This window comes from Pedobacter zeae (genome assembly GCF_014196715.1).
In the GTDB taxonomy this organism is placed as follows: domain Bacteria; phylum Bacteroidota; class Bacteroidia; order Sphingobacteriales; family Sphingobacteriaceae; genus Pedobacter; species Pedobacter zeae.
Map to the genome: position 1 here is coordinate 618,787 of NZ_JACIEF010000004.1, position 24,589 is coordinate 643,375.

Here is a 24,589-nt window from a genome sequence, read left to right on the forward strand (position 1 = left end):
AAGTAGTTAATGTTGTTATTTAATCTATAAAATACATTATTCACAATTAAAAAAACGAGCATGGATAAGTTAGAATTAAAAGGAAAGTGGAATGAAATAAAAGGGAAGGTTAAACAAGCTTATGCTGATTTAACAGACGATGATTTAAAACACGAAGAGGGGCAAGATGATGAATTGTTGGGAAAACTGCAACAAAAAACCGGAAAAGGAAGGGATGAACTTGTGAAATGGATAAATTCCTTATAATTATCAATTCAATAAACTAAACAGGCGGTCAGAATTTTGGCCGCCTGTCTGCTTTAAATACAGTTTATGGCCGACATCGCCCAACGGTTTATTCAAAATCCAATCTTATTACCAAAAGATTTAGCCCCCAGCAGGGAGGGACTGGAGATCGTTTGCCTGCTAAATCCCGGTGTTTTTACATTTGAGGGAAAAGTATGGCTGTTGATCCGGGTAGCTGAAAGACCTGAACAAAAAGCGGGTATAATTTCTTTTCCAATTTTAAAGAAACATGGAATAGAAATTCTGGCCATTGAAGAAAATGATCCATTTTTAATCGCAACTGATCCGAGGGTAATCAGGTATAAAGGTGAGGATTATTTAACCACTTTATCTCATTTAAGATTGGTTTGCAGCGATGACGGCATTCATTTTTATCAACCCGAAGGTTTTCCGTTGTTACAGGGAGAAGGCAAAGACGAGATATTTGGAATTGAAGATTGCCGGGTTTCCTTTATTGATGATACTTATTATTTGACCTTTACGGCCGTTTCCGGGCATGGGGTTGGTGTGGGGATGCGGACCACCAGGAATTGGAAAGATTTCGAAAATCACGGGATGATCATTCCACCTCATAATAAAGACTGCGCCATATTTGAAGAGCGTATAAATGGCAAATTTTATGCTTTACACCGGCCCAGCAGTGTGGCTCTGGGCGGTAATTATATTTGGCTTGCCGAATCTCCCGATGGGATCCATTGGGGAAAACACCGGTGTATCATTAAAACCCGATCTGAACTATGGGATAGTGCCCGTGTGGGCGCCGGTGCAGCCCCGATCAAAACTGCAGAAGGATGGCTCGAAATATATCACGGTGCGAATGAAAAGCATCAGTATTGTTTAGGTGCGTTTCTAATGGATTTAAATGATCCATCGAAAGTGCTGGCCAGAACCGAAGAACCGATTATGATACCTAAAGAAGATTACGAACTGCACGGTTTTTTTGGCGAAGTTGTATTCACAAACGGGCACATCGTTAACGGCGACGAACTAACCATTTACTATGGCGCGGCTGATGAATTTGTTTGCGGGGCTCAGTTTTCGATAAAGGAAATTTTGGAAACACTTGTTTTTTACCAATAGTTTTCTGCTGGTAATTATCAATGAATTAACGAACTTTTCTGCACCATGCCCACTAACGAACCAATGGCAAATGAACCAGTTATCAGTTGGCAGTTTCAATGTATTAGCGGACTTTTCTGCACCATGCAGGCTAATGAACCAATGACTAGTGAACGAATGAACCAATAAACCAAATAAAAAAAGCGATTCCCGTTTCCGAGAATCGCTAGTATCTGGTTTTAAGGCATCAGGCCCTTATCTTATGCCTGCAACCTTTTAGCTTCCGCCTTATTAGTACCCGAAAATCTGTTCCAGGCTTAATTTCGTAACCGGGCCAAATTTTGCCAGATCGGCCATGTTAATTTTCTTTTCAGAAGCAACAATACAATAGTTGTAAGGTTTGCCTGAAAGATTGTTTTGGTGGAATGATTTTACGTCATTAAAAGTTAAGGGTTTTAAATTGGCATACTCATCAATCCTTGAATCGTGATCGAAACCTAATTTTTTATCGGCAAGGTAATTGTAAATAATACCATCTTTGGTGATGCGGCTCGTTTCGATGCCGTTTAAAGAGTTGGTTTTGGATAAGTCGAATGATTTGTCAGACTCAGGCAAAGTGGTCAGCAATTCGTTCATACCTGCCACTGCTTCATTCATTTTATCAGCCTGTGTACCTACATAGGCAATGATGGTATTTTCTTTTTCTTTACTGTTTGGAGAAGAATATACCGCAAAGGTAGAATAGGCCAGGGCTTTAGATTCTCTGATGGTCTGAAATACCACAGAACCCATACCACCGCCAAAATAATTGTTGAATAAAGCAATTTTGGCTGAATTGGCCGGATCGTACAAGCCGCTGTTGCGTACCCAACGGATTTCTGCCTGAACCATATCATAATCTGCAAAATAAACCTTGTTCGAATCGGTTTTGGTGTATACAAATTTTTTGATCGGCGCCGCATCAGTAAATTCTTTTGCCAATGGATGTGCTTTTACAATATCAGCAGAAAATGCAGCCAATGTTTTTGGCCCGTAATAAGTAATGGTGTGTTTATAATTGGTAAGGTTATGCAAAATGTAGATCAGATCGGCTGATTTCATATTTTTGATCTCATCGTTGCTTAATCCATAATTGAAAGGATTATCAGAACCGTATTGTGCATAACTCATTAAACCACTCAGTATGGAGCTTTTGTTCAATTTTGCATTTTCCCTCGATTTTAACAAACGTCCCTTTAAATCTTCTAAAGCTTTTTCGTTCGGCTTGCAGTGTGCTAAAACATCTTCAAGTAAAGCCACGGCTTTATCGAAATTCTCCTGTAAACCGGTGATGGAAACGGTAGTGACGTCGGTACCTACGTTGATGCTATAGCTGCAGGCAATGTTATAAAATGCTTTACTGATATCTTCTGCAGAATATTTATCGGTACTTAAGAAAGACAGGTATTGTGCTGCATAAGGCAATAATTTGTAGTTATAAGAACCCATATCAAAACGGTAGCCCATACGGAAAATTCCATTTTCTGTATTCTGAACCGCAATCACATCGGCAATACCTGCTTTGCCAAACTGAAGATCTTTTGTATAATCCAAGAATTTAGGTGCAATTGGTTTTACCGGTTGTGCAATAATATTTTTGGTAAATGGCGAAACCTCATTGGTATTGGTTTTAACCGCTGTAATGGCTGGTTTTTCTACTTTGATGATGCTTTTGTCTTCACCTTTATGCTTTAAAACGGCAACATAATTGTTGATGAAAAATTTATTGGCAAAATCTACAATTTCTTTTTTGGTGATTTTACCCATGGCATCAGTTGAAGCCAGCGTTTTATCCCATTCGGTACCACGATTTTGGATAAAGGCATTCATGGTGGCATCTGCACGGACATCGTTATTATCGAAACCCTGCAGTTCGGCCAGTTTAATGTTGGCTACAGTCGCTTTGATCAGACTTTCATCAAATTCGCCTTTTTTAAGCAATTCTACTTGTTCCAATAATAATTTCTGAGCTTCTTCCAAACTCTGGCCTGCTTTTGGCGAACCCGATAAAATAAAAATACCATAATCTTTCATCGAGTTATAACCCGCACCGGCACGCAACATTTTTTGTTGTTTGTTGATGTTGATATCCATTAAACCCGCTTTACCGTTAGATAAAATGCTGCCGATTAAATCCAATAATAAACTTTCGTGGGTGTTTTGCGCAAAACCCCTGTAGGCAACATATAAATTCTCAGCGCTTGGCCCATAAATATCAACTTTCTGAACCTGTGTTAATGGTTTCTCAGGGGCAGGGTTGTATAACGATAAGGGTTTTGGCTTCATATAAGCAAAATCCTTATCAATTTTTTTAATCAGGTCATCATAATTAATATCACCGCTCATAATTAAGGCCATATTGTTAGGCACATAATATTTATCATAATATTTTCTGATTTCGACCAACGATGGATTTTTTAAATGCTCAATGGTACCAATGGTAGTTTGTTGTCCGTAATTGTGGGTAGGAAACAACGAATACAGCATTTTCTCGTACATTTTACGCCCATCGTTATCCATTCCAATGTTTTTCTCTTCATAAACCGCTTCCAACTCCGTATGAAAAATACGGAAAACCGGTGCACGGAAACGCTCAGCCTGTACCGCCAAAAATTTGTCAATCGCATTGGATGGAAGATCTTCTTCATATACGGTTTCCTCTACTGAAGTATGGGCATTGGTGCTGTTGCTTCCGATCGATTTCATCATTTTATCGTATTCATTTGCGATAGAATAATTCGAAGCCTCACCAGAAGTTTTATCGATTTCCTTATAAATCTCTTTACGTTTAACCGGATCGGTAGTTTTGTTATAAGTTTCGTAAAGGGCCTCAATTTTATCGAGATATGGCTTCTCCTTCGCGTAATTTAAAGTTCCGAACTTATCAGTTCCTTTAAATAAAAGATGTTCTAGATAGTGTGCCAAGCCGGTATTCGTACGCGGATCGGTATTGCTACCGGCCCTAACGGCCATCTTGTAGGTAATATTGGGCTCTTTATTGTTTTGTGATAAGATTACCGTTAAACCATTTTTTAAAGTATAAAAGCGGCTTTTGGTTGGGTCGTTGGTTACATATTTATAAGTATAACCGCCTGATGTTCCTGTTTTCCACTGATAGGTTGTCTGTGCCTGGGCTATAGAACCTGTAATCAGAAAACAAGCTAAAGTAAATAGTTTGAATTTCATTGTTTGGTTTTGGTTTTATGATCATGATGGTACCGGCTTGTTAAGATGGATCCGAATACAACATTCATTTTTAATAAGTTATTTATCCAAATATAAAGGCTTTCCACCACCGAATGAAAATAATTTTTATTTAACAACTAAAAGAGCAGGAATAAATGATTTCGGCATATAAATCAGGGTTTGTTACGCCCTCAAATAATAATTCTGTATTTTTACCGGCATGACAAAGCAGGGCACAAAACCAAGTATTTTAGTTGTAAATGACGATGGCATTACAGCTACTGGGATCAAAAATTTAATGGAGGTAATGCAGGAGCTGGGTAATGTAGTAGTGGTTGCCCCCGATAGTCCGCAGAGCGGGATGGGACATGCCATAACCATTGGTAAACCAATCCGCTTTGATAAAGTAGAGCTTTACAAAGGGGTAGAAATGTACAAGTGCAGTGGTACCCCGGTTGATTGTGTTAAACTCGCCGTAAATAAGATTTTTAAAGGTAAAAAGCCCGATTTATGCGTTTCCGGAATCAACCATGGCTTGAATAACTCCATCAATGTGCTGTATTCAGGCACCATGTCGGCTGCGGTAGAAGGTGCCATTGAAAAAATTCCATCCATTGGTTTCTCTTTGGATGATTTTGCTGCCGATGCCGATTTTAATCATACTAAAAAGTACATTAAAAATATCTGTGAGCAGGTTTTGGCTAACGGTTTACCCGAAGGAACTTTATTAAATGTCAATTTCCCCAAAGGAAATAACCTGAAAGGCGTTAAAATCTGCCGCCAGGCCAATGCAAAATGGATGGAAGAGTTTGATGAAAGGACAGATCCTTACAAGCGACCGTATTATTGGTTAACCGGCGTTTTCGAAAATTTTGATAAAGGAGAAGACACCGATGTTTGGGCATTGGAGCACAATTATGTTTCTATTGTTCCTGTTCAGTTCGATTTAACGGCGCATCATGCGATCCAAACGTTAAACAGCTGGGATTTTATCGGCAGTAATGATGCAGAATCTGGCAATACAGGTACGAAAGTTTCGGCGCCTGATGGTATTAATTTAGGTTAAGCCATGATCGATCGCTTAAAAAGCCTGAATAATTCGGTATGGGTTGGTTTGGGGATAGGTTTACTTGTACCTGCAGTGTGTTGTTCCATTGCCTGGTACCTGATTCACCATGTGGCTTATCTGTCTAAAGCTCATCTCCTGTACATTGGTGGGATTGCAGTAAATGCCTATACCATGCAAACATTTTTTAAATATAATAAAGAGAATATTGGCAGAGGTATCTTAGCTGCAACGTTTTTGTGTGCTTTTATATTCTTTGCTTATAAAGTTTTTTAGCAACGGAAAATGTAAGATGGAAAAGAGATTAAGGTGATTATACCTTCCAGAGCATCTTACATCATACCTGACAAATTATGAAATATTACCTCGTAGCCGGAGAAGCCTCGGGCGATTTACACGGCGCCAATTTAATGAAAGCCTTAAAAAAGGAAGATGGCGAAGCTGCGTTCAGGTATTTCGGCGGAGATAAAATGCAGGCCGAAGGCGGCGAGTTGGTTAAACACTATGCCGATATGGCTTTTATGGGGTTTACCGAGGTACTTTTAAATTTAAGAACTATTTTTAGAAACCTTAAAGCCTGTAAAGAAGACCTTATAAAATGGAAACCTGATGCACTGATTTTGATCGATTTTCCTGGCTTTAACTTAAAAATAGCCGAATTTGCAAAATCCGAAGGCATCAAGGTATGTTATTATATTTCGCCCAAAGTTTGGGCCTGGAACCAGAAAAGGGTACTCAAAATAAAAAGAATTGTCGACTACATGTTCTGTATTCTGCCCTTCGAAGTCGATTTTTACAAGGAATGGGGCATGAAGGTAGATTATGTAGGAAATCCACTTTTGGATGAAATTGCACAGTTTATACCCGATGTAAACTTTCGTGAAGACAACCAATTTGGAGATGGAAAAATTATTGCCCTCTTGCCGGGTAGCCGCAAACAGGAAATAGAACGTTTACTGCCGGTCATGTTGAGCATAACGGAAAATTATCCTGATTATATTTTTGCTGTTGCAGCCGCTCCAACTTTTAGCCAGTCCTATTACGAGCAGTTTACCGGAGGTAAAAAAGTTAAACTTCTTTTTAACAATACGTATAATTTACTGCATCAGGCCCATGCGGCCATTGTGGCTTCGGGAACGGCCACGCTGGAAACAGCACTGTTTAAAGTGCCACAGGTAGTGGTATATAAAGGAGGTGCCCTTTCAATAGCGATTACCAGGATGCTGGTTAAAATTAAGTTTATCTCGCTGGTTAACCTGATCGTGAACAAAAAAATTGTAACAGAACTGATTCAGGAAGATTGCAACCAGCAGAAATTAAGCGCGGAACTTGAAATTATTTTAAGCGCAGAAGGCAGGAACGAGATGTTAAAACAGTATAACGAATTGCTTTTACTGATGGGAGAACCCGGTGCTTCGGCCAAAACAGCCAGGTTAATTATAGATTACCTGCACTAAACGGCGCATTGTTCAGCATTAATAAACGTTTCTAAGACGATTAATATAAAAAATGTTAAATTGCACCTTTATCGTGTTAAAAATTTAAAGCTGTAATTTTTATTTAACTTTAAATCGATTAAATTATAAGAAATTCAAGCCAATGAAATCGCTTTCTATTAAAGACATAGCCGTAAAAGCAAATGTATCCATTACTACCGTTTCATTTATTATCAACGGTAAAGCCAAAGAGAAATCAATAAGCGACGCAGTAATAGAGAAAGTAGAAAAAATCATTGAAGAAAGCGGTTATAAGCCTAATCAGATTGCAAGAAGCTTAAGGACCGGTAATTCCAATATCATTGGTTTAATCATCGAAGATATCTCCAATTCGTTCTTCTCCAGGATCGCAAGGCTCATAGAAGATAAAGCCTATAAAAAAGGGTATAAAATTATTTATTCCAGTACCGAAAATAGTATCGACAAGGCAAAGGAACTGATCAATATGTTCAAATCACGTAAAGTTGATGCCTATATCATCTCTCCGATAAAAGGAATAGAAGAAGATATACAAATGCTCCTGGATGATGGAAACCCTGTAATCCTGTTCGACAGGAATTTACCGGCGGTTAATACCAGTTATGTTGGCGCCGATCATTTTAATGCCTCATACCAATCCATTCAGAGTTTTATCGATCAGGGTAAAAAAAATATAGCATTAGTTACCACCGATATTAATGTGGAACAGGTTATAGACCGATACAATGGTTATAAAAAAGCACTGGAAGATAACGGGATCAGATATGACGACAACCTTGTGCTAAAGATCCATTTTAACCAGGAAGAAGGCGAAACCATGGCCCAGATTAAGGAGTTACTTCAGCATAAACACATAGACGCGGTGCTTTTTGCAACCAATTATCTGGCAATCAGCGGACTAAAAGTGTTAAAGCAGATTAATAAAGCAGTAGGAGCTGATTTTGGCGTGATTGCGTACGATGATCATGAAGCATTCGAACTGCATACCCCCCGTATTTCTGCTATTCAACAACCCCTCGAAGAAATAGCCGAAACCATTATTAAACTCATTTTAAGCCAGCTTTCAACCAAAAGTAAATTACCAGCTGAAGAAGTAATTATCCCTTCCCGTTTAGTGCTTAGAGACTAAAAAAGCCTATTTTTCGTCAATTGTCATAAATTTTTTACCGACTAAAACGTTTTATTAATAATTATAATGCTTATCATTGATATGCTAAAACGTTTTAGCCTTACCGGATTAAATTTTTATGAGCATTACACCAATTCCAACTGATTATTAAGGGATTGCATCAAGTACAGGTATAAGTCTTGTCGTCGGGATTTTCTGTGGCTATCCAATCAAACCTTAATTACAACAAACAATAACATACATATCGGGCACTGGCCCTGTCTGGTTATCGCTCTCGCAGATACACAACACCAGAAAACAATAACTAATCATTTATAATTAAAACAAAACCGTTAATGAAAATTAATTTACTCAAAATTACGGGACTGTCTGCCGCCATTGTGTTGCTGAATAGTCCTGCGTTTTCAATGAACCCGGAGTGGGAAAGTACACGGAGGTTCTTGAATGGAAATTTGCTCGGCGGGCGCGTTCAGGCGCAAAAAAATGTAACCGGAACGGTGATCGACGAAAATGGCCAGCCTGTACCAGGTGTTGGCATTAAGAATGTAAACTCCGGTAAAGGTGCTGTAACCGATGTTGTCGGAAAATTTAGCATAGAAGCAAACGTAGGTGACGTAATTAGGATCAGCTATATAGGTTATGTAACGCAAAACATTACAATAGCGAATCAGCCTACTCTAAATATTAAACTGGTTGTATCTTCAGATACCAAGCTGGATGATGTCGTGGTAGTGGGTTATGGTACACTTAAGGAAAAAGAGATAACCTCAGCCGTAGCTAAAGTGGATACCGCACAATTTAGGCAAAGCGGTTCCCGCAACCCTCTCGATTTGTTGGTTGGTAAGGTTGCTGGTCTTCAAATCTCAAGAAATAGCAGTAATCCAAACAGTGGTGTTGGTATTCAATTACGTGGGGTAACCACTATTTCGGGTTCATCGAGTCCCTTGATTATTATTGACGGGATTCCGGGTGGAAATCTTGATCTACTTCAGCAGGATGATATTGAATCTTTTAGTGTGCTAAAAGATGGTTCTGGCGCTGCGATTTATGGTACGAGGGCGAATGCAGGCGTAATCATCGTGACAACTAAAAAAGGTAAAAAAGGGCCTTCTGTATTTAATTATAATGCTTACGTCAGACATGAAAGCTTGGTTAAAAGACCAGATTTCATGACTGCAGATCAATGGAGAGCCAGAATTGCCAGCGGTGAGTACAAGGTAACCGATAAAGGAGGTGATTTTGATTATTTCCAAGATCTGATAAACAAAAATAATATTTCAAACAACCACAACCTTGCCGTATCTGGTGGGGGAGAGAATTCTACTTACAGGGCAAGTGTTAATTATCGCGAATTGCAAGGTTTTGCTAAAGAGAACGGCAGGAAAGAATATGGTGCGCGTTTAAGTTTAACTCAAAGAGGATTTCAAAACAGGTTAAGTGCACAATTCAATTTAGCAACCAATTTTAATAAAGCCAACTTATTAGGTGGCGGCGGCTGGGAGAATGTATTAACTAAAAATCCAACAGAGTCTTATTACAATCCAGATGGTTCCTACCAGTTTACCAGGACCATTACAAATGAATTGGCAAGGTTGGAGCAGGAACGTTATGGAGTACAGCAACAAACTACTTCAGCAGATGGTAAACTGGAATTGGAAATTATTAAAGACCTTAAAGCAGCCGTTTTCGGTGCTGTACAACGCGATTCCAGAATATGGAGTGAATATCGTGATAGGGCAAGTCAGAATTCCGTTGAAAACAATGATGCCCCTAATGGAGGCTATGCATCGAAAGTAACAGAACTTAACCAAAACTTCAACGTTGAACCTACTTTAGAGTACACAAAGACATTTGGCAAGCACAAGATATCGGCAATTGGAGGTTACAGCTATCGTTATGAAGTAAATGAAGGTTTTAACGCAAATAATCGTGGTTATGTGAACGATCTTTTCGAAGATAACAACCTGGGTAGTGTGCCGATTAAGGTGAATACTGTCGGATTGGGTAGTTTTAAAAATGATAATACGCTTATTGCCCTTTTTGGCAGAATCAATTATGCTCTCGGCGATAAATACTTTGCCCAGGCAATTATCAGAAGAGAAGGCTCATCAAGATTTGGTGCAAATAATAAATGGGCAACTTTCCCTGCAATTTCGGGAGGTTGGAATATTACCCAGGAAGATTTTATGAAGGATGTAAAGTTTGTAAATAATTTAAAGCTTAGGGTTGGCTATGGAGAAACAGGAAACTCGGGCTTTGCTAATTATGCATCGTTGGTAACGCTTGGTACAGGAGGGATATATTTGTTCCCTACCGGAGAATATCAGCAAACATACGGACCAAGCAGAAATCCTAATCCGAATTTAAGATGGGAACGTAAAAGAGAAACCAATATCGGTATTGATTTCACTGTGTTAAATAACAAACTTACCGGATCTATCGACTTGTATAAAAGGGTAACAAAAGACCTTTTGGATACTTATACTTCTCCTCAGCCTCCATTTATTCAATCTTCTATTTATACCAATGTTGGAACAATTTCTGCAAAAGGGATTGAGTTAACTTTAAGTTATTCAGCAATTAAAAAGCGTGATTTTACTTGGAGAATTGACTTTGCCGGAAGCACTACTGATAATAAACTAGATAGCTATTCTAATGATGAGTATAAAAGGGACATGAAAGAATTTGGTTCTATCGGAGGTTTTGGTGCTTTGGGTAACGCATTCAGAACATACGAAGGTCGTAATATTGGTGAGTTTTGGGGCAAGCGTTTTGCCGGGTTTACACCTGATGGAAAATGGCAGTTCTACACCAAAGATGGAGCCATTGTTTCTAATCAAAACATCAATACTTCCCCTTTCAGAGATCAGACCGATTTAGCTGTAATAGGTAATGCGATTCCTAAATACTACCTATCATTAACCAACAGTTTTACCTATAAAAATTTCGATCTAAGGGTTTTCTTAAGAAGTAAACTGGATTTTGACGTTTTAAATACTACTGCAATTTCTTATGGAAATAAAAATGGTGCCTCAACAAACCTTTTAAACAGTGCATTCACAAAGTATGCTGAAATTAAGGATACTTATATGTACGCCGACTATTATCTGGAAAAAGGTGATTTCTTGAAAATTGACGAGATCACACTGGGTTATACATTCAAACTGAACTCTAAATCTTTCAGAAACTTAAGAATATATGCAACCGGACAAAACCTCGTAACATTTACCAGTTATACAGGTAACGATCCCGATTATATTCAGGATGTTGGTATGGGACAAGAGATAAACGGACGAAGTTTAGGTATTGATACAAGAAGCCCTTATCCGGCAACAAGACAATTCCTATTTGGTGTAAACTTTGGATTTTAATATTGAACAAGATGAAAAATTATAAAAAAATTATTTTGGCATCCGTTTTTATAGTTTTTGTTGGTCTGATAAATGGCTGTACAAAATTAGATGAAACGGTATATAGTGAATTGGTTAGTAATAACTTCTATAATAATAAAAATGAAGTGCTTTCAGCCGTTTTAAGGCCTTACACCCATGCGAATGCCTGGGTTACTCCTTCTGGTCAGGATGGTTGGTGGCGCCCTGCTGAATTATCTGGCGATCAGCTCGCATGGCCTACAAAAGGACGCCACGGCGAAGATGGCGGTAAATGGAAGCGGTTGCATTACCATACCTGGTTAAGTGATGATGGGCCATTGAATAACGCATGGTCGCTCATGTACTGGGGAATGGGCTTATGTAATGATCCAATAGAAAATCTTGAAAAACGCAGTCTGGCACAGATGGGTATTACTCAGGCAGAAAAAGATGCTTATATCGCTGAACTAAAACTGTTCAGAGCTTTTCATTACCTTAAGTTGATGGATCTTTTTGGTAATATTCCTGTGGTTACACAAGTGGGAATACCAGCAAAACCCGCAACATTACCCCGTACTCAAGTTTTCGCCTTTATTGAAAAAGAGATTAAAGAAAATATCGATAAAGCGCCAAAATTATCAAGAAATATGATCGGTAGGATGAGTCAGGCAGGCGCCTACGCAATGTTGGTTGAACTTTATCTTAATGCTGAAGTTTGGACCGGTACAGCAAGATGGGATGATTGTATTGCCGCTGCCAATAAACTCATTGCAGGCGATGGTGGTGCACAAAATGGTACGATGCAGCTAGATCCAAATATTGTTGATCAGTTTAAATCAAGTAACGATTTATCAAAGGAGGTGATCTTTTCGATTGCCTACGAGTTTCAAAAGGCTTCTTTCCAGCCATCATGGACAGGGGAGTTTTATCATTTTCAGCAAGATCAGATCTATGGTGGTTCGCGAAATGGAAATGATGGTGTTGTAGTAGTGCCAGGAGTATTTACCAATTATGAAGATGCCGACTTAAGAAAAAGGGGTTGGTTACTTGAAGGACCGATGGTTCGTTTTGATAATGGCCAACCCGCGATTGCAAAAGGAGGAAACGAATATGATGGGCAACAAATTGTTTTTGTTGATAACATCCGCAAAAATAAAGCTGGATCTACCGTATCCAATATGAGTGAAGGTGAAGAGAACAGCGGTGTTCGCTTTAATAAGTACAAATTAGGGAATCAGGTTGCAGGCGTGGTAAACGGAGTGGCTGTACCTATTGATCCAAACTACAACAATACTGATTGGAATATTTACCGTTTAACATGGGTATATTTTGCCAAAGCAGAAGCCATAATGCGTAAAAACGGTGGTGTAGCCACTGCTGAAGCCGTACAGTTAATTAATGACTGTAAAAAGAGAGCATTTACTGCTGCAGATTGGGTAACAAGGGCTTATACACCAGGAACGTTAACCTTAAATGAACTTTTGTCTGAAAGGGGTAGAGAATTTATTTTTGAAGGTTTTAGAAGAAATGATCTCATTAGATTTGGTAAATTTACTACAGAAAGCTGGTGGGATCATACCCCTTCAGCAGCATTTAGAAATTTGTTTCCAATTCCACAGGTTCAGCGTACACTTAATGAAAATCTGGCGCAAAATCCAGGTTACAATTAGTTCTTAGTTTAAGAGTAAAAGAAGCAGCTTATAATTAATATATAATGCTGCTTCTTTTTAGTTCTTGTTTTTTGTAAAAGACTGCTTTTGTGCTGATAATGTGTAACATACATATTACTGATCCTGGCGGTTAAATTCTCCTTTTTTTACTAATATTGATTTACTAAAACGTTTTACTTTGGTTTTGGTTTTTCAACTCCAAATCCATTTTAATCACTATCAGTCTTCCGCCCTTTATTCAGGTCTGGCATAAGATTTTAGCCGATAAATTGGTAAAATGTTTTATCGACCATAATGAAACATATGAGAAAATTTTCCTTATTAACAATTGGCCTATTTCTTAATTTAATTGTTAAAGCACAGGACAAAGCCACGGCTTACCCCTTATCACCCACAATGCTTATTTCAGCATCTGGCCTTTTGGCGATGGCTTTACCAATTCCGCAACCAAACAATGAAACGGTAAGGAATAATCGCTATTGGGAATGATCAAAGTTGATGGAAAATTATACCGTTTCTTAGGTTACGCAAAAAAAATAACACAAAAATAAACAGTGAAAATTAAATTAATCGCATCCGTTCTGTTTTGCCTTTCTACCAAGGGGTTATTGGCACAGCAAAAAGATTGGGTACAGTATGTCAACACTTTGCAAGGAACCAATTCCAAACATGAGCTGACCCGCGGCAATACCTACCCCACAACAGCATTGCCCTTCGGCATGCACACCTGGACACCCCAAACCGGCAGAAATGGCGACGGTTGGAAATACCAGTATTTTAAAGATAAAATCAGGGGTTTTCAGCAGGCGCACCAATGTAGCTCATGGACCAGAGATTATGCTGTATTTTCTTTAATGCCGATGGTTGATGAGTTGGTGGTTGATGAAAACAAACGTGAAGCGAAATTCAGCCATAACAATGAAATAGCCAAACCAAACTATTATAAGGTCAAGTTCGAAAACGACATTACCACCGAAATTTCACCTTCAGAGCGGGGGGCACATCTGCGTTTCAGCTACCCAAAAAATAAAAGAAGTTTCTTGGTTTTGGATGGTTACAACCGGTTAAGCGGAGTACAGATTTTTCCTAAAGAAAATAAAATTACCGGTTGGGTAAATAACGGCGAAGGATTTAAAAGAGGTTGGAAAAGCTATTTTATAATTCAGTTCGATCAGCCCATTAAATCGTACGGAACCTGGGAAAATAAAAACAATACTGTTTCGGCCGATTCTACCATGGCCGAAGGTTTAGGTAAAGGTGCCTTTGTTCAGTTCGAAGCCGGAGCAAAGGTGCAGGTTAAAACAGCTTCATCGTATATCAGTTTAAAACAAGCCGAACTCAATTTAAAAAGAGAACTGGGTAGCGATAAAACGCTGGAAGATACCAAAGCAAATGCCGCTTCCGTTTGGAATAAGTCGTTAGGTAAAATTGAAGTTGAAGGCGGTTCGAAAGCCGATATGGAGACATTTTATTCTTGCTTTTTCAGGGCAAGCTTGTTTTCGAGAAAATTTTACGAGCTGAATGAAGCCGGTAAACCTTATTATTTTAGTCCTTACGATGGTAAAGTACATGATGGATATATGTTTACCGATACTGGTTTTTGGGATACTTTTCGTGCACAATTCCCACTAAATACATTGGTACAACCTGAAATGCATGGTCGCTATATGCAGGCTTTATTGGATGCTTATCAACAATGTGGCTGGTTACCTTCATGGTCTTTCCCTAGCGAAGCCGGAAGTATGATCGGAAATCATGCCATTTCGTTATTAACCGATGCCTGGGCAAAAGGAATCAGGACATTCGATCCTAAAAAAGCTTTGGATGCTTATTACCACGAAGCCATGAACAAAGGACCCTGGGGGCCAGCAAATGGGAGGGATGGTGTCAAGGAATATAACGAGCTGGGGTATGTGCCTTATCCAAAATACAGAGAAGCAACAGCTAAAACCTTAGAGTATGCCTACGATGATTATTGTGCTTACCACCTGGCCAAAATGATTGGTGATAAGCACTACATGGAAGTGTTTGAGAAACCCATGTACAATTACAAAAATGTTTACGATGCTTCTACCCGCTTTATGCGCGGTAAAGATGCGAACGGAAAATGGTCACCTAATTTCGACCCTACAGAGTGGGGTGGGCCTTTTACCGAAGGCAATGCCTGGCATTATCACTGGTCGGTTTTTCAGGATACCAAAGGTTTGATTGACCTCATGGGCGGATACCATAATTTTACCTCTAAACTCGATTCTGTTTTTAGCGAGCCCAATAAGGTAAAGGTAGGCACATACGGCGGTATGATACACGAAATGACCGAAATGGTGATGGCCAACATGGGGCAGTATGCCCACGGCAACCAACCTATACAACATATGGTGTATCTGTACAATTATGCCAACCAACCCTGGAAATCGCAATTTTATGCGCGCGAGGTTATGCGTAAACTTTACGATGCTACCGAAAATGGTTATCCCGGCGATGAAGACCAGGGGCAAACCTCATCATGGTATGTACTAAGTGCACTGGGTTTTTACAGTGTAACCCCGGGTACCGCCGAATATGTTTTGGGGAGCCCGGTATTTAAAAAAACGACCATTAATTTAGAAAACGGTAAAAAATTCGTGATCGATGCGCCAGCCAATGATGCTGATCATGTTTACATTAAATCGGCAACCCTCAACGGTAAAAACTTTACTAAAAACTTCATCAAACACAGCGATTTGTTAAAAGGTGGGGTATTAAAATTAGAAATGAATGTTAAACCTTCGTTAAATAGAGGGTTGTCGGCTGAAGATAAGCCATTTTCGCTTAGCAAATAGAAATGAAATGCTACTTTTGCAAAATTATCAGAAGTAGAAAGAACAAATAACTGAAAATATAGAATGGAAAAGCCTGTTGCATTAGGTGTAGATATCGGTGGCTCGCATATTACGGCCGCATTGGTGGATTTAGAAACCAGAACTTTGGTGAAAGACTCCATCAAACGTAGCCCTGTGGATTCGCAGGAGAGTAAAGAAGTAATTTTATCGGCATGGTGCGATATTATTAACAAGGCTTTTAAAAATATTAAAAATGGCGCTCGCAACGTGGGTATTGCCATGCCAGGTCCGTTTAATTACAATGAAGGCATTTCGTTAATTAAAGAACAGGATAAATTTAAGGCACTTTATCAGATTAACGTTAAAAAAGAACTTTCCAAAAGATTGGACATCCCTGCTGATCAAATTCATTTCATAAACGATGCAGCGGGATTTTTACAGGGAGAGGTTTTTGCAGGTGCCGCTAAAGGGAATACAAATGTATTGGGCTTAACACTTGGCACCGGCCTGGGTTCGTCTTTATGCCTCAATTATAAAGCCTTTGATGCTGACCTCTGGAACTCCGAATTTTTAGACGGAATTGCAGAAGATTACTTAGCTACGCGCTGGTTCGTAAAACGTTTTAACCAGCTTAGCGGTAAGGTAGTGGCAGGGGTGAAAGAGTTGGTCGAAATGGTGGAAACCGATCACCATGCAACCATGGTTTTTATGGAATTTGGTAACAACCTGGCCCATTTTTTAATCCCGATCATCCGGCAGCATAAAATCGACACCGTAATTATTGGTGGTAACATTGCACAGTCGTTTAATGCCTTTGCACCCGAATTAATTGCTACACTAAAAGGGAATGACATTGAAACGGAAATAAAAATATCGGAATTGAAAGAACATGCAGCCCTTATTGGTGCCGCAAGTTGCTGCGATTTAAGCTTAATTTAAGCTTCCGGGTAAATAACTGGTTTAATTTTAACTACAGGATTAATGATTCTATTAATTCTGTAGTTAATTTTCTCTTTTTCTCTCTGATTTCTGAACAGATGTGTTCTATCGGTGTTTCAAGTAATCTGTTTTACTGCTAAGTAATTCATAAAATACATTTTTTAAAGTTTTTGTTCAAAAAATGCAAAAATAATTTTGGAATTGTAATAATATGCTTATAATTGCTTACTTAAACGTTTTAGTAATGTTTGAGGGGTTGTTTCCTGCTGGGATTCAATCTTTTAACGAGCCAAAGGAAGGGAGTTTTAATAGCATTGAAGCTTTTTTTTATGTAAGTATGCTAAAACGTTTTAGTTAACTATAAATCACTGATTATTCATTAAAAAGCAAAGGAGTTCCTATACGAAGAAAATTTTACACCACTAAATCAATAGTTATCGTTCTCAACGAAAACAAACAAACAACCAAACTAAACAACCAATAATACCAAACAAAAAACCGACTAAACCAACTTTAACCATGAATTGGCAGGCAATGTATTTCAGATACCTGAAAAAGAAGGCCAAATTTTAACTGCAGTAAATGCCGGGCATTTCATATACAATACGAATCTGAATAACAGGCATTACGGAAAAAATAAGCAGATCATAAAAATGAGTTCTTGCCAGGGCTATTGGGATTGGAATGCAGTTAAACCATTACAATTTACTTTCCCTTTAATCAATGCGCTACACTGTTTATTAAGCTGCCGCAAACTGTAACACTTTTACTAACTAATAAACCTTAAATTAATTATGAATGTTTTAAAAATGACAAGGAGCGCTATCGGGCTATGCTTAGCTGCGGTTTTACTTCTTGGATGTGGTAAAGAAGAATACCCTGCTGTGGATCTTTTTACCTGGAAAGCCAAAGTTGATGTGACGGCAAAAGCTGCGCTCACAGTTAACATCGAAAACCCGGGCGGCGCATCAGCTGGCGAAGGATCATTAAAGTTGGTTGATAACGACATCAACTCAAAATTCCTGATCAACCCTTATCAGGCAAGTCTTTACATGCAATTAACGTTTCCTTCAGCTCAACAAGTGGCATCTTATACGCTAACATCAGGGGGTGATGCTCCTGACCGGGATCCTAAAAACTGGAAACTAAGTGGTTCTACAGATGGTAGCAATTGGGTAGACCTGGATACCAGAACAGGCGAAACATTTTCGGGACGTAACTTAACCAAAACGTACAACTTTAAAAATAAGGTATTGTACAAGTATTACAGGCTTAGTATTACTTTGAACAATGGTGGTTCTCTATTCCAGTTATCAGAGTGGAGGGTAATTGAGGTACCTGAGGAACAACAATAATCTATCTCTGTAAATCAGACAGATCAAAATTTATTCGTCCAGGCTAAAAGGTTGGACTACAAGATTTTCAACCAAACAAACAGACCAACAGTATACTGTTAATAATAAAAAATTTATGATGAAAAAAAATACAAATTTAACCGGAGGCAGGCTCAGGTTTAAAGATTGTGCTTTTAAAGCTATAGCTTTCACTTTGGCTTTAAGCAGTGGTTTTTATACCACAGCCCGTGCTGCTGCTGTTAATATAGACCCTGCAGTCTCAATCAATCAATCGAAGGCCGATATTGTGATTCGTGGTATTATTAAAGACGAGGCAGGTTTACCACTGCCTGGTGCTGGCGTAAAAGTAAAAGGCAGTTCTACAAGTGCTGCTGCCGATCTTAACGGTGCCTTCACCATTACTGTTCCAAATCAAGATGCTATTTTAATTGTAACATACGTAGGTTACGATACAAAGGAAATTCCTGTTGGCACGCAAACCACGTTGGATATCCGGTTAAAAGAAACAACCGGTGCTAACCTGCAAGAAGTGGCAATCGTAGGATTTGGAACACAGAAAAAAGAAAGTCTTGTTGGTGCGCAATCATCAGTTAAGGCCGACGAATTAAAACAACCCGTTTCGAGTATGAGCCAGTTATTGGCTGGTCGTATTCCAGGTGTGGTAAACGTATCCAGAAATGGGGAGCCAGGTGCAACCGGCTCGGATATCTTCATTCGTGGTATATCGTCGCTAACATCAGGTGACAGGGGCCCGCTAATTATTATTGATGGGGTACCTAACCGTAACTTAAATGATATTAGCGTATATGATGTTGAAAACTTCACCGTATTAAAAGATGCTGCTGCAACGGCAGTATATGGTATTCGGGGTGCCAATGGTGTAATCTTAATTAATACTAAACAGGGAAAAACCGGGTCGCCGCGAATTAATGTGGAGTATTATGAGGGGATAAGCCGTTTTACTAAAAAACCACAATTGATTGATGGGGTAGACTACATGAACTTAGCTAATGAGGCCAAGTATTCTGATTATTTGAGGGGAGGTGCAGCAGGTGCTTTTACACCAGCTTATTCAATAGATGCCATTCAAAAAACTGCAGCAGGCACCGATCCGGTTCTTTATCCAAATGTGAACTGGTTTGATGCCATCTACAATGATTTTGGTAGAAACAGATCGGCAACTGCTAACCTTTCAGGTGGCGTTAGCAATGCCAAATATTATGTTTCGTTAGGATATTATGGCGAGGATGGATTGTTTAAAACAGATGAAGCTGTAAATTCAGCTGTTAAACAAAATTTTAGCCGTTATAATGTAAGCACCAATTTAAACTGGGATATTACCGGAACGACTAAAATGGATTTGGGTATCAAAGGTATTTTGGCACAAAGCAACTATCCAAGTAACTTAGGGGCGCAGGATATTTTTAGTCAGGCTTTCCTGATTAACCCTACTTCTTTCCCGGTTCTTTATCCAAATGGTAGTTTACCGGGTATCAGCCCACAGGCTGATCAGCGTAACCCTTATGGAGACATTACCAGAAACGGTTACAGAGTTGGCTATAACAATCAGTTGTATTCTAATCTTCGTTTAACCCAGGATTTAAAAGAGTTGACTCCTGGTTTGTCGGTTACTACAATGTTTTCTTTTGACGTAAACAACAACAATTCTATCGCCAGAACAAAGCGCGAAACGATATACAGGATAAACCCCAATGATCCTTACCTTGTTGCAGGAAACCCCGCTTCAGGTTATAAATACGGTTTGGTATTGCAAGGACAGGATTTCCTGAACTACAGTATCGGAAATGGTGGTGATAAAAAAATGTATTTTGAGGCTGCCATTAACTATAACCGTACATTTGGCAAACATGCAGTAACCGGTTTGTTATTATATAACCAAAACGATAATACCACACCATTTGCAGGTAATTTAACCCTCTCTCTTCCATACCGCCTGCAAGGTATTGCCAGTCGTGCTACTTATGCTTACGACAATAAGTATTTCTTTGAGTTTAATGTTGGTTACAATGGTTCAGAAAACTTTGCACCAGATAAGCGTTATGGTTTCTTCCCGGCATTGGGTATTGGGTGGTTATTATCAAGCGAGAAATTTTTTGAGCCACTTAAAGATGCTTTTCAGATGGTTAAATTCCGTTATTCAGATGGTATAGTAGGTAGTGGTGGCAGTGGTTCTGGTTATGCGGGTAGCGAAGGCGACCGTTTCTATTATTTAACAAAAGTAGGTAGTGCAAGTGGTTATACATTCGGGCAAAACGGAAACATTTCGCCAGGTGGTTTGGGCGTAACAGCTTACGGAGTAGATGTAACCTGGGCCGAAACCCGCAAACAGGATTTAGGATTTGAATTAAAAACATTAAATAACAACTTATCATTAATTGTCGATTTCTTTAAAGAAAGAAGAAAAGATCAGTTTATACAAAGAGGTACTGTTCCAAATTATATCGGTTTAGCGAACACCCCAATTGGTAACCTGGGTATTGTAGAAAATAAAGGTATTGATGGTACCTTACAGTACGATGCGCGGTTTGGTAAAGACTGGTCGCTTAATTTAAGGGCTAACTTTACGTTCAATAAAGATAAGGTGATTGAAAATGATCAGGCACCGAAACCTTATCCGTGGATGGAACAACGTGGCCTAAATGTGTTAGCTTCTACACGTGTGGGTTACATCGCCGAGAAATTATTTGATAGCCAGGCAGAAATTAATGCAAGTCCGACACAATTTGGAACACTCATGCCAGGCGATATTAAGTACAAAGATTTAAATGGTGATGGTAAGATCGATTCATTCGATCAAACTGTAATTGGAAGAGGCGATCTGCCAAGTATGACTTATGGTTTTGGTTTTTCTTTAACCTATAAAAACTTCGATTTTGGTCTGTTCTTTCAGGGGCAGGACAATGCAGATATTTTGCTAAACATTCCCTCATTTGCCAATTCAGGTGGTTTGGGTAATATGCTAGCCGTTGCTGCCGACCGCTGGACTACAACCAATCCTCGTCAGGATGCTGTTTACCCACGTTTATCTTATGGAGGTACCAACAACAATAACTATCAGCCAAGTACCTGGTGGAAACGGGATATCAGTTTCTTAAGATTGAAAAATGCGGATTTAGGTTATACCCTGAAAAACGGCATTAAATCTTTAGGTGTTAAGCGCTTAAGGATATATGCAACCGGCTATAACGTATTTACCATAAGCAAATTTAAGCTTTGGGATCCTGAGCTTTTAACCAACAACGGTACAAGATATCCGCTAACATCTAATTATTCTTTAGGTCTTACCGCTAATTTTTAAAATAAAAGGAATGAAAAAAATATTAATATATACAGCCGGAGCATTACTTATTGCAGGTAGTTATGGTTGTAAGAAATTTTTAAATCAGGTACCTGATGATCGGTTAACTTTCGATCAGATGTATCAAAAAAAAGCAACTGTTGACCAGGCTTTGGCCAATGTTTATTCAACGTTACCTGATCAGAATCAGGATCGTTCTGCCTCTGCAAGTGGGAACATAGGCCCGTGGACAGCAGCTTCTGATGAAGCAGACTACACGTTACCTAATTTCACTGAAAATGTGAATTCGGGTGCCTGGGATGCAACCAGTGGGCAAGTAAATTACCACTGGCAAAGTTATTACCGTGGAATACAGGCAGCCAGTTCATTTATGGCCAATGTAACGAAATGTACCGATTGTAATATTGGAGGTATTGACATTGTAAATCGTTATTATAACGAGGCAAGAGCACTAAGGGCCATTTATTATTACTATTTAGTGAGGCAATACGGACCTGTTGTTTTATTAGGGAATGATCCAATTGCTTCAGATGCGCCTTTAGCTGAAATCAGTAAACCACGTAATTCGATGGATGAGTGTATTGACTATATTGTGAGCGAATTGGAAGCCGCCAGCCAAAGGTTACCAGCTACGCCACAGGCTAATGAAGATTATGGTCACATCACCGCTTCTGTAGCCGATGCCTATAAAATCAAAGCATTATTAACTGCTGCACGTCCGTTATTTAATGGAAATACTGATTATGCTAATCTTAAAAATCAGGATGGTAAGCAACTAATTAACCAGACCTATAACGTGGCAAAGTGGACAAGATTAGCGACAGCAGCCAAAGCATTTTTAAACAATCCTAATTATTCTGGCTATGCATTGTATACTGTTACGGCCACACCATCAGGCTTACCAAATACGGCATTTAACAGGGCGTTTATAGCCACCAGGGATGTGTTTTTAAATGGTTGGAATTCGGAGGTTATTTTTGGAAGGGGTGGCGATGTAACTTTCTATCAATATTCATTAGCCCCTAATCATAGTGGTGCTTCCGGGGGAGATAAAGGGGGTTCGTTCTTGTCGCCATCTCAACAGTTAGTCGATGCATTTTTTACTGCAAATGGTTTGCCAATAGAAAGTGATCCCACTTATTCGGCAAATGGAACTTCAAGTTATCAGGCGCCAGATCCGAATGATCAGGGGGTTAGCAGAAACATTAGTAATATGTATGTTAACCGCGAACCACGCTTTTATGCCGATATTACCTATAGCGGCCGTAAATGGATAAACCCGTCATCGAATATTGTTACCAGTTTTGAGTTTAACGGTAATGCCGGTAAAAGTGCTATCGCTAATAATGATTATACCAAAACAGGTTATACTTCCAGAAAACATTTAACTGTTGCCGGTTGGACAAGTGGCAGAACAATTTTTACTGTAATCAGACTTGCTGAAATTTACCTGGATTACATCGAAGCTTTGCAGGAATCAAATCCTTCTGATCCTGATATTTTAATCTACCTAAACAGAATCCGTACAAGAGCCGGCATCCCTGTTTATGGAAACGGTGGTTTACCTGTACCAACAAATATGAGAGATGCCATCCGTAGAGAAAGAAGAGTAGAATTGGCTTTCGAGCTAGATCGTTATTTCTATACCAGGGAATGGAAAATTGCAGAAACTACTGATACCCAGATCAGGGGATTAAATATTACTCAAAATGCACCAGGATTTTTTACACCGGTTGTAACTGAAAACAGGGTTTTCCAAAAGAAACACTATTTATGGCCAATACCAAGTGGCGAAATCCAAAAAGTACCTGTAATTGTACAAAATACAGGATGGTAACACAAGCCAGGCACCGGGTATTATACCAGGTGCCTTTTTTTAACCCCTTAAAATTAGGCTATGAAAAACATTTTTTTACTATTTACGATCATTGTTTTTGCTGTTTTGGCATGCAATACTAAAAAGGCACCTGTTGAAACGGCAAGCCCGGCCCCTCCGCTTATAGAAACGGTAGACCCTGCAGATGCACCACCTAAAACCTGGAAAGAACATTGGTTTGAACATGTTCAGTTGCTAAACCGGATATATTATGATACCAGCGTAGTGGTTTATTATGACGGCGATGTTAAACCTACCGTTACATGGCCCAAAACTTACATGGCTGAAGCCTGGAACTATACTAAAAAGGTATATGGAAAATTTGGTGATGACAGCCGTTTGTTTGTAATATATCATGCTGGTAAATATGGAGGTGGCCATCCAGGTACTTACCTCGATGCCGGTCACGATTACCGGAACGTAACCGATTGTGGCGCTAACGACCTTAATGCCTGGGTAACAGGTGTGGATAATGATATTGATTTGTCGACCCATGAGATTGGTCACATTGTAGAGGGAGCATCAAAGGGAGTAAAAGAATCTCCTGCTTTCGATATCTGGCATGATAGTAAATGGATGGAAATTTATCAATACGATGTGTATCTGGGTTTAAACAGGCCTGCCGATGCGCAACGTTGGTCAAACAAAATGATGACAACCACCGATAATTACCCAAGGGCGGGTACGCAATGGTTTAAAAATTGGTTTTTACCCATTTATGAAAACTATGGAAAAACTAAAGTGTTAAACGGGTTTTTTACTTTATTGTCGCTATATTTTCCTAAACAGGCCATTACAGTGCAAGGAAAGAATTATCAGCAATATACAAGGAAAATGAATTTTGGTGAGTTTATCCACTTTTGGAGCGGTGCAGCTAAAGCTGATCTGGCACCTCTGGCATTAGCCGCTTTTGGGTCTAAAGATGAAAAAGGAGCTGATTGGGCACCGATGCTTGCAAAAGCTAAAACTGATTTTCCCAACATTAACTACTAAATTTT

Annotated in this window: 15 protein-coding genes; 14 read left to right on the forward strand and 1 reads right to left on the reverse strand. The window is 39.1% G+C overall.

Features of this window, described 5'->3' with window-relative positions; translation table 11 throughout:
• Positions 1–60: 60 nt before the first annotated feature.
• Both GGQ60_RS21275 and GGQ60_RS21280 read left to right on the forward strand, forming a co-directional pair.
• Positions 61–246: a CsbD family protein gene (locus GGQ60_RS21275; RefSeq protein WP_029276197.1), complete on the forward strand. Its 186-nt coding sequence runs from the start codon at positions 61–63 to the stop codon at positions 244–246.
• A gap of 66 nt (positions 247–312) precedes the next feature.
• Positions 313–1,365 (forward strand): glycoside hydrolase family 130 protein, encoded by a 1,053-nt coding sequence (locus tag GGQ60_RS21280; protein ID WP_183768141.1) that lies wholly within the window; start codon positions 313–315, stop codon positions 1,363–1,365.
• Between the two features lie 270 nt (positions 1,366–1,635).
• Here the strand turns inward: GGQ60_RS21280 and GGQ60_RS21285 are convergent, their stop codons facing one another.
• Positions 1,636–4,569 carry a M16 family metallopeptidase gene (locus GGQ60_RS21285; protein ID WP_183768143.1) on the reverse strand — a complete coding sequence of 978 codons (2,934 nt, stop codon included), beginning with the start codon at positions 4,567–4,569 and terminating at the stop codon, positions 1,636–1,638.
• A gap of 220 nt (positions 4,570–4,789) precedes the next feature.
• Between GGQ60_RS21285 and surE the strand changes: the two genes are divergently transcribed.
• The 12 genes from surE to GGQ60_RS21345 all read left to right on the forward strand — a co-directional run bounded on the left by surE (position 4,790) and on the right by GGQ60_RS21345 (position 24,584).
• Complete coding sequence (gene surE, locus GGQ60_RS21290; RefSeq protein WP_183768145.1) at positions 4,790–5,635, forward strand: 5'/3'-nucleotidase SurE; 846 nt, start codon at positions 4,790–4,792, stop codon at positions 5,633–5,635.
• Positions 5,636–5,638: 3 nt separating this feature from the next.
• On the forward strand, positions 5,639–5,911 hold the full coding sequence (locus GGQ60_RS21295) for a stationary phase survival protein SurE (protein WP_183768147.1): 273 nt from the start codon (positions 5,639–5,641) through the stop codon (positions 5,909–5,911).
• Positions 5,912–5,988: 77 nt separating this feature from the next.
• Positions 5,989–7,092: a lipid-A-disaccharide synthase gene (gene lpxB, locus GGQ60_RS21300; RefSeq protein WP_183768149.1), complete on the forward strand. Its 1,104-nt coding sequence runs from the start codon at positions 5,989–5,991 to the stop codon at positions 7,090–7,092.
• Positions 7,093–7,234: 142 nt separating this feature from the next.
• The gene (locus GGQ60_RS21305) at positions 7,235–8,239 is read left to right on the forward strand and encodes a LacI family DNA-binding transcriptional regulator (RefSeq protein ID WP_183768151.1); all 1,005 of its coding nucleotides are present in this window, start codon (positions 7,235–7,237) and stop codon (positions 8,237–8,239) included.
• Positions 8,240–8,574: 335 nt separating this feature from the next.
• Entirely contained in the window at positions 8,575–11,610 is a 3,036-nt protein-coding gene (locus GGQ60_RS21310) for a SusC/RagA family TonB-linked outer membrane protein (RefSeq protein ID WP_183768153.1), read from the forward strand.
• Positions 11,611–11,621: 11 nt separating this feature from the next.
• On the forward strand, positions 11,622–13,280 hold the full coding sequence (locus GGQ60_RS21315) for a RagB/SusD family nutrient uptake outer membrane protein (RefSeq protein WP_183768155.1): 1,659 nt from the start codon (positions 11,622–11,624) through the stop codon (positions 13,278–13,280).
• A 554-nt stretch (positions 13,281–13,834) separates the two neighbouring features.
• Positions 13,835–16,102 carry a GH92 family glycosyl hydrolase gene (locus tag GGQ60_RS21320; RefSeq protein WP_183768157.1) on the forward strand — a complete coding sequence of 756 codons (2,268 nt, stop codon included), beginning with the start codon at positions 13,835–13,837 and terminating at the stop codon, positions 16,100–16,102.
• A 63-nt stretch (positions 16,103–16,165) separates the two neighbouring features.
• Positions 16,166–17,041, forward strand: a complete 876-nt coding sequence (locus GGQ60_RS21325; RefSeq protein ID WP_183768159.1) for an ROK family protein — start codon at positions 16,166–16,168, stop codon at positions 17,039–17,041.
• A gap of 809 nt (positions 17,042–17,850) precedes the next feature.
• Positions 17,851–18,396 carry a discoidin domain-containing protein gene (locus GGQ60_RS21330; RefSeq protein WP_183768161.1) on the forward strand — a complete coding sequence of 182 codons (546 nt, stop codon included), beginning with the start codon at positions 17,851–17,853 and terminating at the stop codon, positions 18,394–18,396.
• Between the two features lie 115 nt (positions 18,397–18,511).
• Positions 18,512–21,715 carry a SusC/RagA family TonB-linked outer membrane protein gene (locus GGQ60_RS21335; RefSeq protein ID WP_229685182.1) on the forward strand — a complete coding sequence of 1,068 codons (3,204 nt, stop codon included), beginning with the start codon at positions 18,512–18,514 and terminating at the stop codon, positions 21,713–21,715.
• A 10-nt stretch (positions 21,716–21,725) separates the two neighbouring features.
• Complete coding sequence (locus GGQ60_RS21340; RefSeq protein ID WP_183768163.1) at positions 21,726–23,552, forward strand: RagB/SusD family nutrient uptake outer membrane protein; 1,827 nt, start codon at positions 21,726–21,728, stop codon at positions 23,550–23,552.
• Between the two features lie 60 nt (positions 23,553–23,612).
• Positions 23,613–24,584 (forward strand): hypothetical protein, encoded by a 972-nt coding sequence (locus tag GGQ60_RS21345; RefSeq protein ID WP_183768165.1) that lies wholly within the window; start codon positions 23,613–23,615, stop codon positions 24,582–24,584.
• Positions 24,585–24,589: the final 5 nt, after the last annotated feature.

What these genes read in the sequence shown, in the direction of transcription:
- GGQ60_RS21275 (WP_029276197.1), top strand. Translation starts at nt 61, where the DNA reads ATGGATAAGTTAGAATTAAAAGGAAAGTGGAATGAAATAAAAGGGAAG.
- GGQ60_RS21280 (WP_183768141.1), top strand. Translation starts at nt 313, where the DNA reads ATGGCCGACATCGCCCAACGGTTTATTCAAAATCCAATCTTATTACCA.
- GGQ60_RS21285 (WP_183768143.1), bottom strand. Translation starts at nt 4,569, where the DNA reads ATGAAATTCAAACTATTTACTTTAGCTTGTTTTCTGATTACAGGTTCT.
- surE (WP_183768145.1), top strand. Translation starts at nt 4,790, where the DNA reads ATGACAAAGCAGGGCACAAAACCAAGTATTTTAGTTGTAAATGACGAT.
- GGQ60_RS21295 (WP_183768147.1), top strand. Translation starts at nt 5,639, where the DNA reads ATGATCGATCGCTTAAAAAGCCTGAATAATTCGGTATGGGTTGGTTTG.
- lpxB (WP_183768149.1), top strand. Translation starts at nt 5,989, where the DNA reads ATGAAATATTACCTCGTAGCCGGAGAAGCCTCGGGCGATTTACACGGC.
- GGQ60_RS21305 (WP_183768151.1), top strand. Translation starts at nt 7,235, where the DNA reads ATGAAATCGCTTTCTATTAAAGACATAGCCGTAAAAGCAAATGTATCC.
- GGQ60_RS21310 (WP_183768153.1), top strand. Translation starts at nt 8,575, where the DNA reads ATGAAAATTAATTTACTCAAAATTACGGGACTGTCTGCCGCCATTGTG.
- GGQ60_RS21315 (WP_183768155.1), top strand. Translation starts at nt 11,622, where the DNA reads ATGAAAAATTATAAAAAAATTATTTTGGCATCCGTTTTTATAGTTTTT.
- GGQ60_RS21325 (WP_183768159.1), top strand. Translation starts at nt 16,166, where the DNA reads ATGGAAAAGCCTGTTGCATTAGGTGTAGATATCGGTGGCTCGCATATT.
- GGQ60_RS21330 (WP_183768161.1), top strand. Translation starts at nt 17,851, where the DNA reads ATGACAAGGAGCGCTATCGGGCTATGCTTAGCTGCGGTTTTACTTCTT.
- GGQ60_RS21335 (WP_229685182.1), top strand. Translation starts at nt 18,512, where the DNA reads ATGATGAAAAAAAATACAAATTTAACCGGAGGCAGGCTCAGGTTTAAA.
- GGQ60_RS21340 (WP_183768163.1), top strand. Translation starts at nt 21,726, where the DNA reads ATGAAAAAAATATTAATATATACAGCCGGAGCATTACTTATTGCAGGT.
- GGQ60_RS21345 (WP_183768165.1), top strand. Translation starts at nt 23,613, where the DNA reads ATGAAAAACATTTTTTTACTATTTACGATCATTGTTTTTGCTGTTTTG.